Origin of the sequence: Anaeromyxobacter dehalogenans 2CP-1, assembly GCF_000022145.1 — a bacterium.
In the GTDB taxonomy this organism is placed as follows: Bacteria; Myxococcota; Myxococcia; order Myxococcales; family Anaeromyxobacteraceae; genus Anaeromyxobacter; species Anaeromyxobacter dehalogenans.
Window position 1 is genome coordinate 2,650,077 of the sequence record NC_011891.1, and the last position, 14,563, is coordinate 2,664,639.

Sequence of the window (14,563 nt, forward strand, 5' to 3'; positions counted from 1 at the left end):
ATGGGCGCCCCGCTGGCCGCCTAGCCCTCCTCGTCGAGCGGCGGCGCGATCGCCGGGAAGGAGAGCGTGAACGTGGTCCCGGCGCCCTCGGCGCTCGCCACCTCCACCGCCCCGCCGAGCCCCTCCACGATCCGCTTCACGTTCGCGAGCCCGAGCCCGAGGTGGCCGGCCCCGCGCTTGGTCGAGCCGAGGTCGAACAGCGAGGCGAGCCGCTCCGGGGGCATGCCGGCGCCGCGATCCGCCACCGACAGCAGCCCGCGCCCGCCTTCGACCGCCGCGCGCAGCCGCACCTCGGCTCCGGCCGGCGACGCCTCGCAGGCGTTCCAGACGAGGTTCAGCGCGGCGCGCTCCAGCAGGTGCCGGTCGGCGCGGATCCAGGCCTGCGCGCCCGCGTCGAGCGCGAGCGTCAGACCGTCGCGGCCGGCGTGCGGCCCCGCGGTGCGGACCAGGCTGGCCGCGAAGGCGCCGAGCTCCAGCGGGCGGCGCTCCGCCGCGCGCACGTCGCGCGAGAGGTCGGAGAAGTCGGCCACGAACGCGCGCAGCGCCGCCACCTCCGCGCGCAGCCCGTCCCGGAGCCGCGGCAGCGCCTCGCTGCGCCCTTCCTCGGCGAGCCCGGCGAGCTGCTGCAGGATGGCGACCCGATGCCCGAGGTCGTGCGTCACGCCCGCCGCGATGCGGCCGGCGGTGCGCCAGCGCTCCTCGCGCTCGAGCTCGGCGAGCACGCGCTTCGACTGCGCCAGCCCCACCGCGAGCGAGAGCGCGAGCGCCGCCAGGACCACGGCGGCGAGCGCCCACTGCGCGGTCCGGGCGGCCCGCGCCGCCTCGCCGGCGGGCCGCGCCACCGCCACCGCCCAGCCGGAGCGCGGCAGCCGTGCCCAGCCGCCCAGCAGCTCGTCGCCGTCCAGCCCCACCCAGTGCGTCGGCGCGGTGCCTTCGCCGCGGGCGACCCGGACCGCCACCTCGGCCTCCGGCACCCGCTCGCCGGTGAGCACGGCCGCGCGCAGCGCGCCCGCGCCGGACGCGACCAGCCGGCCCGACTCGTCGAACGCGAGGACGGTCCCCGCGCCGCCGCCGTGGACGCGCCCCACGAAGCGCCACAGCTCCAGCAGATCCAGGCTGGCGCAGACCGCCACGTCCGGCTGGCTCGGCGCCGGCACGCACAGGTCCTGGGCCGGGGTGAGATCGCGCGCGAGGTAGAAGGAGGAGCGCACCGGCGACCCGGCCCGCGCGCGGGCGGCCAGCGCCGGCGTGATCCGCTCGGGCAGCGCCGACGGCGGCGTCTCCGGCCCCACGCGCACCACCCGGCCCAGGCCGGGCGCCTCCAGCACCAGCTCCTCCAGCCGCTGGCCCGAGTGCGCGTCGGCGACCGACGCGGCGGCGCCGACCCGCAGGGCCTCCTCCTGCGCCGCGAGGTACGCGTCGATCCGCTCGGCGGCCTGGCGCGCCAGCTCCTGCATGGTCGCGATGGTGGACGCCTCGGTGTGCCGGCGCATCGCCTCGATGCCGACCGCCCCGAGCGCCACGATCGGCGCGACGCCGGTGAGCGCCAGCATGACGATCAGGCGCGCCGCCACCTTCTCGCGCGTCACGGCGCGACCTCCCAGTCCGGCAGCGTGTCGAGCGCGCCCCAGCCGAAGACCGCCCCGCGGATCCGCGCGTCCACCGCGCCGGCGCGCGTGGTCCGGCACAGGCTCACGGCCGGGCCGTCCTCGCGCAGGCGGCGGACGGCGGCGTCGGCGTCGCCCCGCGCGATGGCGGCCTCGAGCTCGGCGTCGCGGTACCCGGCGGCCGCGAACGGCGCGCCCGCCGCCCACACCTGGGCCACCGCGATGGGCGGCCACACCACCTGGCGCGTCAGCACCAGGTCCGCCCCGGCGATCTGCTCCGCCACGCCGGCGCCCGGATCGAACGGGACGATCTCGCCCCCGCGGCGGCCGAGCGCCCGCCGCAGCGCCAGGGCGCCGCGGCGCTCGCCCACGCCCTCGCCCACGACCAGGATCCGGAGCGGCGCGCCCGGCGGGATCTCCTGCGCCGGCCGCTCGGCGGCCGGGGGCGCGCCCGAGGCCGCCTCCGCGCCGCAGACCGCGGCGGCCAGCTCCGCGGCCGGCAGCGCCGCCTGCAGCCGCCGTCGCTGCGCGCCGCCCAGCCGCCGCTCGTTCAGGATCACCGTCCACGCGTGCGGGCCTGGCGAGCGGACCGGCCGCAGCCCCGGGACGTCCTGAAGCAGGTCCATGGAGCGCCGGTCCAGCCCGATCATCGCGTTCACGTCGCCGCGCAGCAGGCGCGCGAGCGCGTCGCGCTCGCTGGGAAAGCCGAGGACCTCCACCCGCGCGATGCGGCGCGGCGACGGGCGCACGCGCTCGAGGACCATGCGATCCGCGGACTGCTCCACCATCCGGTACGGGCCGGTGCCCAGCGCGCCCCGCGCGCCGGCGCGGAACACCGCGGTGAAGAGCAGCGCGCCCTCCACCGGCCGCCGCCCGGACGAGACCGTCACGGTGCCGTCCGGCGCGACCTCGGCCTCGAGCCCTGCGGCGCGCGCCGAGCGGGCCAGGTCCTCCGGCGTCACCGGCGCGCCGTCGGAGAACGCCGCCGCCGGCTCGACCCGCAGCCGGCAGCGCCCCGCACCGCGCCGCTCCACCACCCGCGCGACGCCGGGGCGCGGCGTGCCGTCCGCCCCGGGCGCGAGCGCGCCCTGGTACACGAGGTCATGGGCCAGCATGGCGTGCCCCTCGCTCCCGAGCGGATCGAGCGGCGAGAAGCGCCCGACCACGGCGAGCCGCAGCACGAACGGGCGCTCCGGCGCCGGCCGCGCGCAGGCCGCCGCGAGCGCGGCCACGAGGATGGCGAGCGCGCCGCGCACCGCGCGCCGGGGAGCCGCCGGGCCGCTACCGGGGCTTGGGCGCGGGCTTGCCCTTCTCGAACACCACGCCATCGCCGTACTTCTGCACGATCTGCTTCTTCGTCTTCAACCCGGTCAGCTCGATGACGAAGTTGGGGACCCGGCGCGCGCGGCGATCCGCGGCCCAGCGCGAGATGTCGCCGCGCGGGCGCGTGGTGCGGGCGGCGATCGCGGCGCGCGGCCGCCGGCGGCCGGCCCTCGCCACCCCGACCTCGAGCTGCTCGGAGAGCTGCGCGGCCGCGAGGTCCGCCACCGCGCGCGCGATGGCGACCGAGGCGCGGCGGACCACGCCGTCCATCGCCTCCCGCACGATGCTGTCGATCGAATCCTGGGCTGGACGGCGGGCCATGTTGCGTCTCCTTGTGGCGATCGATTGCTCGGGTTTGCGCCGAGCTCAATCTGGGGGGTGCATCCAGTATAGCCGCCACGGCATGCGCCAATTCCAGTTTTCTGATAGCTTGCCCCCAGTTCGCGGCCCTCTGGCGGAATGGTAGACGCGCTCGACTCAAAATCGAGCGGGGCGACCCCCCGTCCCGGTTCGAGTCCGGGGAGGGCCAAACCGTCGCGCCGCTCCCCGCCGCCGGCCCGTTTTCGCTTGCGGCGGGGGGCCGCGCGCGTGTATCGGGTAGCGGCACCCAATCCCCAGGGATCTCCGCAATGTGGAACCTCGTCATCAGCCTGGCGCTCGGCGTCGCCGTCGCCGCGGCGATCCGCTTCGGCACGGAGTTCGGCTGGGCGGCCGCCATCCTGCCCGGCATGGTCGTCGCGACCGCCGCCTACCTCGTGCTCGCCCGCCGGACGTGGAAGCGGCTCGAGGCGCTCTTCGACGCCATGCAGCGCGAGGTGCAGGCCCAGAAGTTCGACAAGGCCATCCAGACGCTGGAGACCGGGTTCGCGCTGGCGCCCTGGCAGTTCCTGGTCGCCTCCCAGCTGCACTCGAACATCGGGATCCTCCACTACCTGCGCCGCGACTTCGACGCGGCGCTGCCCCACCTGAGGAAGAGCTTCTCGCGCAACTGGATCGCGCGCGGCATGCTGGCCGTCGCGCTCTATCGCAAGCGCGACCTCGACGGCATGAAGAAGGTCTTCCAGGACGCCACCAAGGTGAGCAAGAAGGAGGGCGTCCTCTGGTCGGCGTGGGCGTGGATCCTCGAGAAGGAGGGGGACCACGCGCAGGCCATCGCGGTGCTGGGGCGCGCGGTGGCGGCGAACGCGTCGGACGAGAAGCTGAAGTCCTCGCTGCAGGCGCTGCAGAACGGCAAGAAGCTGAAGCTCGGCAAGCTGTACGAGGAGCAGTGGTTCCAGTTCCACCTGGAGGCCCCGCCCCCGCAGTTCGCCGGCCCGGGCTTCCGCGGCGGACGCCGCGCCATCTACGGACGGTGAAGGGCGTCGGCCGGCGTTCCGGCCGCTCCGGGCTCCCGACCGGGAGCCTTCACACGCCTCAGCTCCCGCCGAAGCCGCTGCTCACCCGGCCCCGCTCCACGATGAGCGGCACCTGGCGCTCACCGCCGGAGAGCTCGAGGAAGCGGGCCATCGCGGCGCGATCCCGCAGCACGTCGAAGTACCGCACCTCGAGCCCGCGCGTCGCGTACTCCCGGCGCGCCGCCGCCGTGTAGGGGCACGCGTCCTTGCCGTAGATCTCGACCACGTCCGCCATCGCCGCGCCTCCGTCCCCGGAGGATAGCCCTCCTCCCGGCGCAGCGGCCCCGGGCCGCCGTGCGATGCGCTCGCCTGCGCAGCCCCTCGGGGGGCGCGCGTGGCCGCCGTGTGCCGGGCGCAGTACGCTGGCCGGCGGGGGTGCGCCGCGGCGGGACGGGCGGGCGGGCGCCGGATGGGCTCGGGCGGGGCTGCTGCCCGGGCGAGCGCCCGAAGGCTGCCCGGAAGGCCGACTGCTGGGCGACGGCGGCCCCCCTAGATTCAAGGGGATCCCCGGTTGCCGCATGAGCTCCGTGAACGGACACCCCGAGGGCCCGCCCTCCGACGTCCCCGCCTCCGACGCGCTGGCGCGCCTCGCGGACGCGCTCGCGGCGGCGGGGGGCGGCGCGCCCGCCGAGATCGCGCGCGCGCTCCGGGCCGCGCTGCCGGCCGCGGTGGCCGAGCTCGCCGATGCCCAGCGCCATCTGGCCGAGTCGGCGGCGCGGCGCGACGCGCTCGTGGCCACCGCCGCGGACGAGCTTCGGGCCGCGGCCCGCCTGCTCGAGCCCGACGGCGGGCCCGCCCGCGCCGAGCAGGTGCGCCGGCTGCTCGAGCTCGCCGACGAGCTGGATCGCGCCCGCTCGCCCGAGGCCGCCGAGGGCCACGCGGCCCCGAGGCGCCGCGGCGAGCGCCCGCTCCTGCTGGTGGCCGACGACGAGCCCGACGCCCGCGAGGTGCTGTCGCAGGTGCTCGCGCCCGAGTACGAGGTCGCGTCCGCCTCCGACGGCCAGGAGGCGCTGGACCTCGCCCGCGCCGAGCACCCGGACCTGGTGCTGCTCGACATCGGCATGCCGCGGCTGGACGGCTTCGAGGTGCTGCAGCGGCTCCGCCAGGACCCGGCCACGGCCGACATCCCGGTGATCTTCGTGTCGGGGCGCGGCGACGACGCGGTGAAGGTGCGCAGCCTCGATCTCGGCGCGGTCGACTACCTCCAGAAGCCGTTCTCCGAGCGCGAGCTGCGCGCGCGGGTGGAGCGGACGCTGCGCCTGGTCCGCTCCCAGATCGCGCTCCGGGAGCTCGCCCAGACCGACGCGCTCACCGGCCTCGCGAACCTGCGCGCGTTCCGCGCCCGGGTGGACGAGGAGGTGAAGCGGGCCCGCCGCTACCGGACGCCGCTCACCTGCGTCATGGCGGACATGGACAACCTGAAGCCCATCAACGACGCGCTGGGCCACGCCGCCGGCGACCGCGCCATCGCCGCCGTGGCGGCGGTGATCCGGGAGGAGCTGCGCGAGACCGACTTCGGCGCGCGCTACGGCGGCGACGAGTTCGTGCTCCTGCTCCCGCACACCACCGGCGAGGAGGGGCACGTGTTCGCCGAGCGCGTCTGCACGCGCCTGCACGAGACCGTGCTGGAGGTGTCCGGGGAGCGGGTCCCGCTGGGCGCCTCCTTCGGCGTGGCCTGCCTGCCGGACGAGGACGGCGACGACGGGGGCGCGGAAGCCCTGGTGCGCGCGGCCGACGCGGCGCTGTACGTGGCGAAGCGGGCCGGGCGCGGGCGGGTGGCGCTCGCGGCCACCGAGCCCCACGCCTCGGCCAGCGCCGGCTAGGCCTTCGCGCCTCCCGCCGCGGCGGGATCGCCCTCCGACGCCTCGCCGCGCGACCGGGCCTCGGCCGCGTAGCGGTTCAGCTTGTTGTAGAGCGTCTTCTCGCTGATCCCGAGGATCTCGGCGGTGCGCGCCTTGTTGCCGCCGTTCCGCTGCAACGAGGCGAGGATGTACTCCTTCTCGACCTTGTCGATGTGCAGGCCGAGCGGCACGCGCAGCGTGGCGGCCTCGGGACGGCTGGCCGGCATGTCGGGCGGGAGCTGCTCCTCGCCGATCACCTCGCCGTCCACCAGGATCATCGCCCGCTCGACCGTGTTCCGGAGCTCGCGGATGTTGCCGGGCCAGGCGTAGCCCTGCAGGACCGCCATGGCAGCGGGCGAGACGCCCTGCACGCGCTTGCCGGTCTCGGCGTTGAACTTCTCGATGAAGTGGTGGACGAGCAGCGGGACGTCCTCGCGCCGCTCCTTCAGCGTGGGGAGCAGGATGCTGAAGACGTGCAGCCGGAAGTAGAGATCCTCGCGGAAGCGGCCGCGGCGGATCTCCTCCTTCAGGTCGCGGTTGGTGGCGCAGATCACCCGCACGTCCACCTCGACCTCGGAGCGCCCGCCCAGCCGCCGGATCTTCCGCTCCTCCAGCACGCGCAGGAACTTGGCCTGCAGCTCGAGCGGCAGCTCGCCGATCTCGTCCAGGAACAGCGTCCCGTTGTGGGCCAGCTCGAAGTTCCCGAGCCGCCGCTGGTCGGCGCCGGTGAACGCGCCGCGCTCGTAGCCGAACAGCTCGGACTCGATCAGCGTGGCCGGGATGGCCGAGCAGTTCAGCGCCACGAACGGCTTGTCCTTGCGCGGCGACAGGTTGTGGATGGCGCGCGCCACCACCTCCTTGCCGGTGCCGCTCTCCCCCGCGATCACCACGCTGGCGTTCGAGGGGGACACCTTCTTCACCAGCTCGAACACCCGCTGCATGGCGGGCCCGGAGCCGATCATGTCGGTGCCGGGGGCGAGCGCGGCGATGCGCCTGCGGAGCAGCTGCACCTCTCGCATCGTCTCCTTCTTCTCGAGCGCCCGCTCCAGCACGAGGCGCAGGCGCGGCACCTCCAGCGGCTTCTCGATGAAGTCGAACGCGCCCTCGCGGATGGCCTGCACCGCGGTCTGGATGGTGCCGCGACCGGTGAGCAGCACCACCGGGCAGTCGGGCAGCTCGGCGCGCAGCGCGCGCAGGAGCCACAGGCCGTCCATGTTCGGCATCACCAGATCGGTGAGGATGACGTCGGGGTGGCCCTCGATGGCGCGGCGGAGCGCCTCGGTGCCGTCGCTGGCGGTCTGGACGTCGTAGCCCCAGCGCTGGGTGAGCTCCGCCAGCGCCTCGCGGCTGTCGGTCTCGTCGTCCACGATGAGGACGCGGTATCTCATGAGCGTTCGTTCCTCGGCAGGCGCAGCACCGTCCGCTGCTCGCCGCCTTCGCGGATGACTTCCTGGCGGCCGCCCAGCGCCTCCGCCGCGGCGGCGGCCACCTCGCTGTAATACCCGCCCTCGGGCGCGGGATCACCCGGGGCCTGCTCCAGGCGCACCACCGCCCACTCCCCCTCCGCGGCAGCCCGGACGACCAGGCGGCCGCCCTCCGGCGTCGTGGCCACCGCGCGCGCGAGCGCCCCGAGCAGCAGCCGCCCCACGCGCGCGGCGTCGGCCACGGTGCGCACCGCGCCGCCGTGCGCGTCCACCGTGAGCGCGACGCGCCGCCGGCGGGCGTCGTGGCCGAGCAGGCTGGCCGCGTCGGCGAGCAGCGCGCCCACGTCGGTGTAGCCGAGCGGCGCGGACGGATCGGCGACGTCCACCAGGCGCCGCAGCACCTCGTTCACCCGGACCACCTGGTCGCGCAGCGCGCCGAGGTGCGAGGCCGCGGCCCCGCTCGCCTCCGGCGAGGCAGAGAGCTTCTCGGTGAGCAGCGCGAGCTGCAGCGCCATCGCGTTGAGCGGGTTCTTGATGTCGTGCGCCACGCCGGCCGCGATCCGGGTCAGCCCCTCCGAGCGCGCCGCGTGCTCCATCCACTCCTGACCGTCCGCCGGCCGGACCAGCAGCAGGACCCCCGCCTTCGCCGGGACGCGCTCCAGCTCCACGGCGCGCGCGCCGTCCGCCCCTTCCAGGCGTGCCCGCGACGGCCCCTCGCCCGCGAGGAGCGCGCGCAGCGCCGGGCTGCCCTCCGCCCGCGCCCGCAGCGCGCCGGTGGGGTCGCCGCCGTCCAGCCCGAGCCCCGCCAGGAACCCGGGGTCGGCCGCGATCACCGTTCCGTCCGGGTCGACGAAGGCTGCGCCTGCTGAAAGGTAGGTGTGCATACGCTCGCTTGCTGCGGCCCCACGGGTGGGCGTGAGATGCGTACGAACTCCGCTTTTTTCAAGCCTGCTGGGAGGATAGCCTGCTAACGGAGGTTGCGTGACCTCGACTGTCGGCCTCCGGCGCGCCGCGCCGGTCGTAACCCTCTGTTTACTCGCGGGATGTGCGGCGGTGCCGCGCCCCTCCGCCACCGGCCCGTCCACCCCGGCGGCGTCCCCGGCGGCAGCGGGCGGCGCGCCGGTCGCGGGTGCGCTGCCTTCCAAACCCCACGCGGTCGCCGTCGCGCCAGCGGTCGCTCCACCGGTCCGGAGCGAGGCGCGCGTCACGCTCGCCGCGGTGGGCGACGTGCTCATGCACGACGCGGTGAAGCGCGCGGCCGAGGCGCGCCGCGCCGACGCGCCGGACGCGGGCTACGCGTGGCTGTTCGCGCCGGTCGCCGACCTGCTCGGCGCCGCCGACCTCACCTTCGCGAACCTGGAGACGCCCATCGCGCCGCAGGCGTCGCAGGGGTCGCGCGCCTTCGTGTTCAACGCGCCGCCCGCGGTGATCGCGGCGCTCCAGCGCGCCGGCGTGGACCTCGTCGCGGTCGCGAACAACCACGCCATGGACCAGGGCCGCCGCGGCTTCGAGGAGACCCTGCGCTGGCTCCGCGCCGCCGGCCTCCCGTACGTGGGCGCCGGGCCCGCGCCGCGCGCGGCCGGCCCGGTGCGCATCGAGCGCAACGGCCTCGCGCTCGCGTTCCTCGGCTACACCTATGGCCTGAACCAGGACGGCAACGCCTGCCCGCCCGCGGCCGCCCGCTGCGAGCAGGTGGCCGAGGTCGACCGCGCCCGCATGGTGGAGGACGTGCGCGCCGCCGCGGCGTCCGCCGACGCGGTGATCGTGTCGGTGCACTGGGGCGTCGAGTACCAGCAGGCGCCGCGCGCCGACGAGGTGGACCTGGCGCACCGGCTCGCCGACGCGGGCGCGCTGGTGGTGCTCGGCCACCACCCCCACGTGCTCCAGCCCGTGGAGCTGTACCGGCGCGCCGACGGCCGCACCGCCGTGATCGCCTACTCGCTCGGGAACTTCGTCTCCAACCAGTCGCGCAACTACGTCGCCGGGGTGACGCCCGACGCGGTGGCCGCCACCCGCGACGGCGCCCTGCTGCGCGTGTCCCTCGCGCGCCGCGACTACGGCCGCGGCGTGGAGGAGGTGGAGGTCGCCGGGGCCGACTACCTGCCGCTCTGGACCGAGAACGACACGGTGGAGATCGACCGGCGCAAGGAGCCCGCCCGCCGCCCGGCCATCCGGGTGGTGGCCGTGGACCGGGCGCTGGCGTCGGTGCGCGCCGAGCTGGCCGCGCTCCCGGACCCGCTGCCCGACGGGGAGCGCACCCGGTACGTGGCGCTCCGCCGCCGCGAGGAGCTGTACCTCGCCCGGCGCGCCGCGGTGGCCGGGGTGATGGGGGAAGACCTGCTCCGCACGCTCGGCCCGGCCGAGCTGGCCGGCACGGACGCGCCAGCGCCGTCCGCGCCCGCGCCAGCGCCGTCGGCCCGCGCGCCGGGCCCCGCGCCGGCTACTCCGTCCGCCGCGCCGTGACCGGGTGCGGGACGCCGGTGTCCGGCGGCTGCACGTCGGGCCGCGCCGGCACCTTCAGCTCGACGAGCTCGATCCCGAGCCGCTGCGCGAACTCGAAGATGCGCGCGTCCCGGTAGAACTCGCCGAACACGATGCGGCGGCAGCCGGCGTTCGCGATGAGCTTGAAGCAGGGCCAGCAGGGCGAGGCGGTGGTGTAGATGCTGGCGCCCTCGATGGCGACGCCGTTCTTGGCCGCCTGGATGATGGCGTTCGCCTCGGCGTGGACAGTCGCCACGCAGTGGCCGTCCTCCATCATGTGGCCGGCCTCGCTGCAGTGGGGCAGCCCGCGGATCGAGCCGTTGTAGCCGGTGGAGAGGATGGTCTTGTCGCGCACCAGCACCGCACCGACGTGCTTGCGATCGCAGGTGGCGCGGGTGGCGACGACGCGCGCCACGTTCATGAAGTACTCGTCCCAGCTCACGCGGTTGTCCATCCGTCCTCCCTGGTGCGGTCGGTCATCCTACCCCACGGGGCCGACGCCGGGCGCCCGCCGCGGCATACCATGTCGCATGATCCGCCCTTCCCTGGCGCTGCTCGCCGCCGCCCTGCTCGTGCCCACCGTCGCCTCCCCGCAGGAGGCCGGGCCGCCGCCGGCCGCGCCCGCCGCGCCGGCCTCCGAGCCGGTCGGCCAGCTCCCGCCCCCCCGCGCCATCCCGGATCCCACGCCCGCCGCCGGCGAGAAGGGCGGCGCGAAGGCCAGGGACGGCAAGGACGCGAAGCCGGCGAAGCCGCTGCCGCGCGCCTCGGTGCTGGAGGAGGTCGTCGGGACGGTGAAGGAGGTGGACCGCGCCCACCACCGCCTGACCATCGACGCCGCCGCCGGGCCGGTCACGCTGACGATCGATCGCAACACGCTGGTGTACGGACCGGCCGGGCTCACCACGGTGCTCGACGTCGTCGCCGGCGCATCGGTGCGCGCCGGGCGCAACGCGGACGACCTGGCCTACTGGGTCACGGTGCGCGGGCCGCAGCGGCCGCCGTCCACGCCGGCACAGGGCACCGGCCCCGGCGGCGGCGGCCCGCCCCCGGCCGGCGAGGGAGGCGCGCCCGCCCCGACCGCCCCGCCCCCGGGTCCGGCCCCGGGCAGCACCTCGCCCGGCCCGCCCTCCCCGCCGCCCGGCGGGCCCGGGCGGTGACGGCAGGTGCAGGACGCGCCGGAAGGCCGGCGCAGGCGCGCTAGAACTGCTTCGCCGCGGCCGGCGTGGCCACCGGCCCCTGGGCGCCGGCCACGGCCTCGGCGGGCGCGAGCCGCCCGAGGCCCTTCTCGACCAGGAAGCGGCGGATCTTCGCCGCCGGCGCGACGAACGTCTCGCCGGGCATGGGGACGTCGAACGCGTACTGCTCGGCGTCCTTGCCGAACGCGACGCGCGCGGTGCGGTACCCCTCGACCAGCCCGATGAGGCGGCCGCCCGGCACGTCGAAGACGCCGCCGCCCGAGCTGCCGTAGCCGATGGCCGCGTCGGTCTTGAGCGCCCGGGCGCGCCGCGGGGCGGCGGCGTTCTCGGCGAGCTCGTACTCGACCTGCGACACGATCCCGGCCGCCACCGACAGCCCCTTCCCGAAGGGCGCGCCGATCACCACCAGGTCGTCGCCGAGCTCCATCCGGTCGTCGCCCGCGAGCGGCGTCACCGGCAGCGTCGCCTGCACCTCGAGGACGGCCAGGTCGGCCTCGGGCACCCGCCCGCGCGCGACCACGTTCGCCGCCACGCCGGCGGAGCCGTCGGAGGGGAGCACCCGCAGCGCCGCGCCCTCCGGCCACTCGCGGGCCGGCTCGACCACGTGCGCGTTGGTGAGCACGTACGTGCGGCCGCCGTCGTGCGCGAACGCGATGCCGGAGGCGCTCCGCACCACCTGCTCGCCGGCGACGATCTGGAGCCGGACCGCCGAGGGGAAGACCTTGTGCACGGTCTCGGCGCGCGGGTTGCCCGCGCGCGGCGTGGTGAGCCCCAGCAGCGGGGAGGCGAGGAGGAAGAGGCCGGCGACCAGGGCCGCGCCGCCAAGGCTGGAGAGGAGTCGATAGCGGGGCACGAAATCCGGAACGGCGGACCCGAACAGGCAATTCCCTCGCCTTTGCGGACGGACTCGCGACCACGGCGTGCGCTCACTCGGCCGTCAGGCGGGCGCGTCGTAGCGCCGCCGCGTCAGGAACAGGATCGCGTCGCGCGCGCAGTCCTCGCAGTAGCCGTAGCGGTCGCGCATCGCGGCGAGCGTGCGCTCGACCTGCCGCCGCGCCTTCTCGTCGAGCGACGCGCGCTCGTCGGAGAGGTAGCGGAGCAGGCCGTCGGTCGCCCGTCCCAGCTCCCGCCGGCGCTCCTCGTACGTGTGCTCGCGCAGCCGCCGGAACAGGTCCGGGAAGATCGCCACGTAGTCGATCTCGGCCGCGTCGGGGTGGTCGAGGCGGTACGCCCCGACCGCCGCGATGAGGCCGCGCCGGAACGCGGTGCGGTCCTCGCCCTCCGGCATCACGACCTTCTCCAGCTCGACCATGCGCGCCTCGTCGGCCGGGGCGTACTCGCCGGTGACGGCGTTGCGGATCTTCTCGCCCCGCACCCAGTGCGAGACGAGCGCGACGTGGCGGCCGAACAGCTCGCGGTACTGGGCCTCGGAGACGAGGCCCATCGACTCGCGGATCTCCTCGTCCACCGCGTCGAGCACCTCCGCCTCGACCACGCGCACGAACGCCTCGTGGTCGTGGTAGCCGTCCACCACCTCCTGCTGGAGGAAGTCGTGCACGGTGCGGTCGCGGCAGATCGCCCGCAGCTCGTCCAGCACGGCGCGCGGGGTGAGGCAGCGCGTGGCGGGCGACTGGGCCGCGTTCAGGAGCGCGGTCTTGACCTCGCGCGCCGAGGCGCCCATGCGCCCCTCGTAGTTCGGGTACGACTCCGACTCGCGGTAGAGGTCGGGGGCGTGCTTGCGCAGCACCTTGCCCTGCGCGAGCGAGAGCCGGTCCGGCGCCGCGCCGGCGTCGTACAGGCGCAGCTTCTCGAGCGGCGCCAGCTCCTCCACCAGGCCGCGCAGCTCGCCCTCGTAGCGCTCGGGGAGCGGCCGCTTCAGCCGCGTCAGCACCGCCCAGCGCGCGGCCACCTCGGTCGCGTGCGGGGCCACGTGGCGACCGACCGCCGCCGAGGTGATCTGCTGGTCGTACACCTCGCGCTCCACCGACGCGCGGCGCAGGTACGGCACGCGCACCAGCTCCAGCCGGCCCTTGTACGAGGCGAAGTCGGGCGACTCCTTGAACGCGGAGAGCTGCTTCTCGTTCGCGCTCGCGATGAGCACCGCGTCGAGCTGCAGCAGGATCTGATCGAGCGCGACCCGGCCCGTCTCGGCCATGCCGAGCAGGTACTTGAACGCCTCCGGCGGGCGCTTCAGCAGGTCGGAGTACTCCACCAGCCCGCGGTTCCCGGCCACCAGCGGCCCGGCCGGTTCGAGCAGCGTCAACGCGTGCAGCGCGGGCGGCAGCGCGGCGGCGCTGCGGTCCACCGTGACCTGCCGGTAGCCGGCGTCCACCGACAGCTGCGGCTCGAGCGTGACCGCCGCCTGCTGGTAGCGCGCCGACACGTAGAGGCGCTCGACCTGGACGTGGCGCAGCACCTTGAGCCAGTCGCCGCGGTACGCGGCCAGCAGCGCGTCGTGCACCTGCCGGCAGTACTGGCAGACCTCGCCGTCGAGCAGGTAGTCGGAGAGCACGAAGTCGCGCTCCCCCGCCCCCTCGCGCGAGCTCGGCCGGCAGCGCTCCTCGAGCAGCGCCCGCCGCTCGGCGCGCGGCACGAGCAGCAGCGGGTGGTCCTTCATCGGGCAGGAGAGCCGCGCGTCCAGCGCGTCGCCCTCCAGGTGCGCGAAGCTGGGCAGCTCCGGCTCGTCGCCGCGCCCGCCGCCGAACCCGAGGCCCCCGCCGCGGCCGGCGCGGCCGCTCGGGAACACCCAGTGGAACCGGTAGAGCGTCCCCTCCGGCGTGCGCGAGTACGCCTCCATCCCGCGGATCAGCGCCGAGACGATCGACGACTTCGCCGAGCCGTTCGGCCCGTGCAGCAGCACCAGCTTGTTCACCCGGCCGCTGCGGACGAACGCGCCGAGCGCGCGGTAGATCGCGGCCTGGACCTCCTCCTGCCCGGCCACGCGGTGCTGCCGGCCGTCCGGATCGAACGGGAGGTCGAACAGCCTGAAGCGGCGCACCCGCCCGACCGGCGTCTCCCGCTCCTCGGATCCGAAGTGATCGAGGACGTCGCGCAGGTACTGGGCGGCGGAGCGCGCGTGGGCCCGCGGCGCCTCGAGGAAGGCCTGCAGGTACTCCGGGTAGGACAGGATCGAGCGGTTCGCCACGAACGCGCCCTTCACGCCCGACCCGACGTTCGCCAGCCAGCGCTGCGCGTCCATGGGTGGCCTCCCAGCGGTTCCTAACCGTGGCACGGGGCGACCGCCGCGCCAACGGCCGGGCGGGCGGGCGCGTGTGTGCGTGCACGCACGGCGGGCAC

Annotated in this window: 13 protein-coding genes and 1 tRNA gene; 5 read left to right on the forward strand and 9 right to left on the reverse strand. The window is 76.0% G+C overall.

The genetic code is table 11. From position 1 onward, the window contains the following. Positions 1-20 precede the first annotated feature (20 nt). Genes A2CP1_RS12045 through A2CP1_RS12055 form a run of 3 tightly spaced genes read right to left on the reverse strand, consistent with a single transcriptional unit; the run spans position 21 to position 3,251 of the window. A complete protein-coding gene (locus tag A2CP1_RS12045) occupies positions 21-1,589 on the reverse strand; it encodes a sensor histidine kinase (protein ID WP_012633539.1) in 1,569 nt (522 codons plus the stop codon). Beyond that, positions 1,586-2,863, reverse strand: a complete 1,278-nt coding sequence (locus tag A2CP1_RS12050) for a periplasmic substrate-binding domain-containing protein (protein WP_012633540.1) — start codon at positions 2,861-2,863, stop codon at positions 1,586-1,588. The genes A2CP1_RS12045 and A2CP1_RS12050 overlap by 4 nt, the downstream gene beginning before the upstream one ends. A 25-nt stretch (positions 2,864-2,888) precedes the next feature. Further along, positions 2,889-3,251, reverse strand: a complete 363-nt coding sequence (locus tag A2CP1_RS12055) for a hypothetical protein (protein ID WP_012526327.1) — start codon at positions 3,249-3,251, stop codon at positions 2,889-2,891. 124 nt (positions 3,252-3,375) lie between these two features. Here A2CP1_RS12055 and A2CP1_RS12060 point away from each other — a divergent pair. Together A2CP1_RS12060 and A2CP1_RS12065 are read left to right on the forward strand one after the other, a co-directional pair. Beyond that, positions 3,376-3,459, forward strand: a tRNA-Leu gene (locus tag A2CP1_RS12060). A gap of 100 nt (positions 3,460-3,559) precedes the next feature. Further along, positions 3,560-4,285 carry a tetratricopeptide repeat protein gene (locus A2CP1_RS12065; RefSeq protein ID WP_012633541.1) on the forward strand — a complete coding sequence of 242 codons (726 nt, stop codon included), beginning with the start codon at positions 3,560-3,562 and terminating at the stop codon, positions 4,283-4,285. Positions 4,286-4,343: 58 nt separating this feature from the next. Here the strand turns inward: A2CP1_RS12065 and uxx1 are convergent, their stop codons facing one another. Then, positions 4,344-4,559, reverse strand: a complete 216-nt coding sequence (uxx1, locus tag A2CP1_RS12070) for a UXX-star selenoprotein family 1 (protein WP_012633542.1) — start codon at positions 4,557-4,559, stop codon at positions 4,344-4,346. 283 nt (positions 4,560-4,842) lie between these two features. On the opposite strand from uxx1, the gene A2CP1_RS12075 reads away from it, so the two are divergent. Continuing rightward, on the forward strand, positions 4,843-6,147 hold the full coding sequence (locus A2CP1_RS12075; protein WP_012633543.1) for a diguanylate cyclase: 1,305 nt from the start codon (positions 4,843-4,845) through the stop codon (positions 6,145-6,147). Here the strand turns inward: A2CP1_RS12075 and A2CP1_RS12080 are convergent. Further along, the gene (locus A2CP1_RS12080; protein WP_012633544.1) at positions 6,144-7,553 is read right to left on the reverse strand and encodes a sigma-54-dependent transcriptional regulator; all 1,410 of its coding nucleotides are present in this window, start codon (positions 7,551-7,553) and stop codon (positions 6,144-6,146) included. The genes A2CP1_RS12075 and A2CP1_RS12080 overlap by 4 nt on opposite strands. Next, the gene (locus A2CP1_RS12085) at positions 7,550-8,473 is read right to left on the reverse strand and encodes a histidine kinase dimerization/phospho-acceptor domain-containing protein (RefSeq protein WP_012633545.1); all 924 of its coding nucleotides are present in this window, start codon (positions 8,471-8,473) and stop codon (positions 7,550-7,552) included. The genes A2CP1_RS12080 and A2CP1_RS12085 overlap by 4 nt, the downstream gene beginning before the upstream one ends. Positions 8,474-8,807: 334 nt before the next feature. Between A2CP1_RS12085 and A2CP1_RS12090 the strand changes: the two genes are divergently transcribed. After that, positions 8,808-10,052 carry a CapA family protein gene (locus A2CP1_RS12090; protein ID WP_245529769.1) on the forward strand — a complete coding sequence of 415 codons (1,245 nt, stop codon included), beginning with the start codon at positions 8,808-8,810 and terminating at the stop codon, positions 10,050-10,052. On the opposite strand, the gene A2CP1_RS12095 is transcribed toward A2CP1_RS12090, so the two are convergent. Further along, complete coding sequence (locus tag A2CP1_RS12095) at positions 10,030-10,524, reverse strand: deoxycytidylate deaminase (RefSeq protein ID WP_011420608.1); 495 nt, start codon at positions 10,522-10,524, stop codon at positions 10,030-10,032. The genes A2CP1_RS12090 and A2CP1_RS12095 overlap by 23 nt on opposite strands. Positions 10,525-10,600: 76 nt before the next feature. Between A2CP1_RS12095 and A2CP1_RS12100 the strand changes: the two genes are divergently transcribed. Then, positions 10,601-11,227, forward strand: a complete 627-nt coding sequence (locus A2CP1_RS12100) for a hypothetical protein (protein ID WP_012633547.1) — start codon at positions 10,601-10,603, stop codon at positions 11,225-11,227. 40 nt (positions 11,228-11,267) lie between these two features. On the opposite strand, the gene A2CP1_RS12105 is transcribed toward A2CP1_RS12100, so the two are convergent. Beyond that, a complete protein-coding gene (locus tag A2CP1_RS12105; RefSeq protein WP_012633548.1) occupies positions 11,268-12,119 on the reverse strand; it encodes a S1C family serine protease in 852 nt (283 codons plus the stop codon). Positions 12,120-12,203: 84 nt separating this feature from the next. Continuing rightward, complete coding sequence (locus A2CP1_RS12110) at positions 12,204-14,465, reverse strand: PrkA family serine protein kinase (RefSeq protein ID WP_012633549.1); 2,262 nt, start codon at positions 14,463-14,465, stop codon at positions 12,204-12,206. Between the last annotated feature and the right edge of the window lie 98 nt (positions 14,466-14,563).

Coding starts and splice junctions, on each gene's coding strand:
- A2CP1_RS12055 (WP_012526327.1), bottom strand. CDS start 3,251: ATGGCCCGCCGTCCAGCCCAGGATTCGATCGACAGCATCGTGCGGGAG.
- A2CP1_RS12065 (WP_012633541.1), top strand. CDS start 3,560: ATGTGGAACCTCGTCATCAGCCTGGCGCTCGGCGTCGCCGTCGCCGCG.
- uxx1 (WP_012633542.1), bottom strand. CDS start 4,559: ATGGCGGACGTGGTCGAGATCTACGGCAAGGACGCGTGCCCCTACACG.
- A2CP1_RS12075 (WP_012633543.1), top strand. CDS start 4,843: ATGAGCTCCGTGAACGGACACCCCGAGGGCCCGCCCTCCGACGTCCCC.
- A2CP1_RS12080 (WP_012633544.1), bottom strand. CDS start 7,553: ATGAGATACCGCGTCCTCATCGTGGACGACGAGACCGACAGCCGCGAG.
- A2CP1_RS12085 (WP_012633545.1), bottom strand. CDS start 8,473: ATGCACACCTACCTTTCAGCAGGCGCAGCCTTCGTCGACCCGGACGGA.
- A2CP1_RS12095 (WP_011420608.1), bottom strand. CDS start 10,524: ATGGACAACCGCGTGAGCTGGGACGAGTACTTCATGAACGTGGCGCGC.
- A2CP1_RS12100 (WP_012633547.1), top strand. CDS start 10,601: ATGATCCGCCCTTCCCTGGCGCTGCTCGCCGCCGCCCTGCTCGTGCCC.
- A2CP1_RS12110 (WP_012633549.1), bottom strand. CDS start 14,465: ATGGACGCGCAGCGCTGGCTGGCGAACGTCGGGTCGGGCGTGAAGGGC.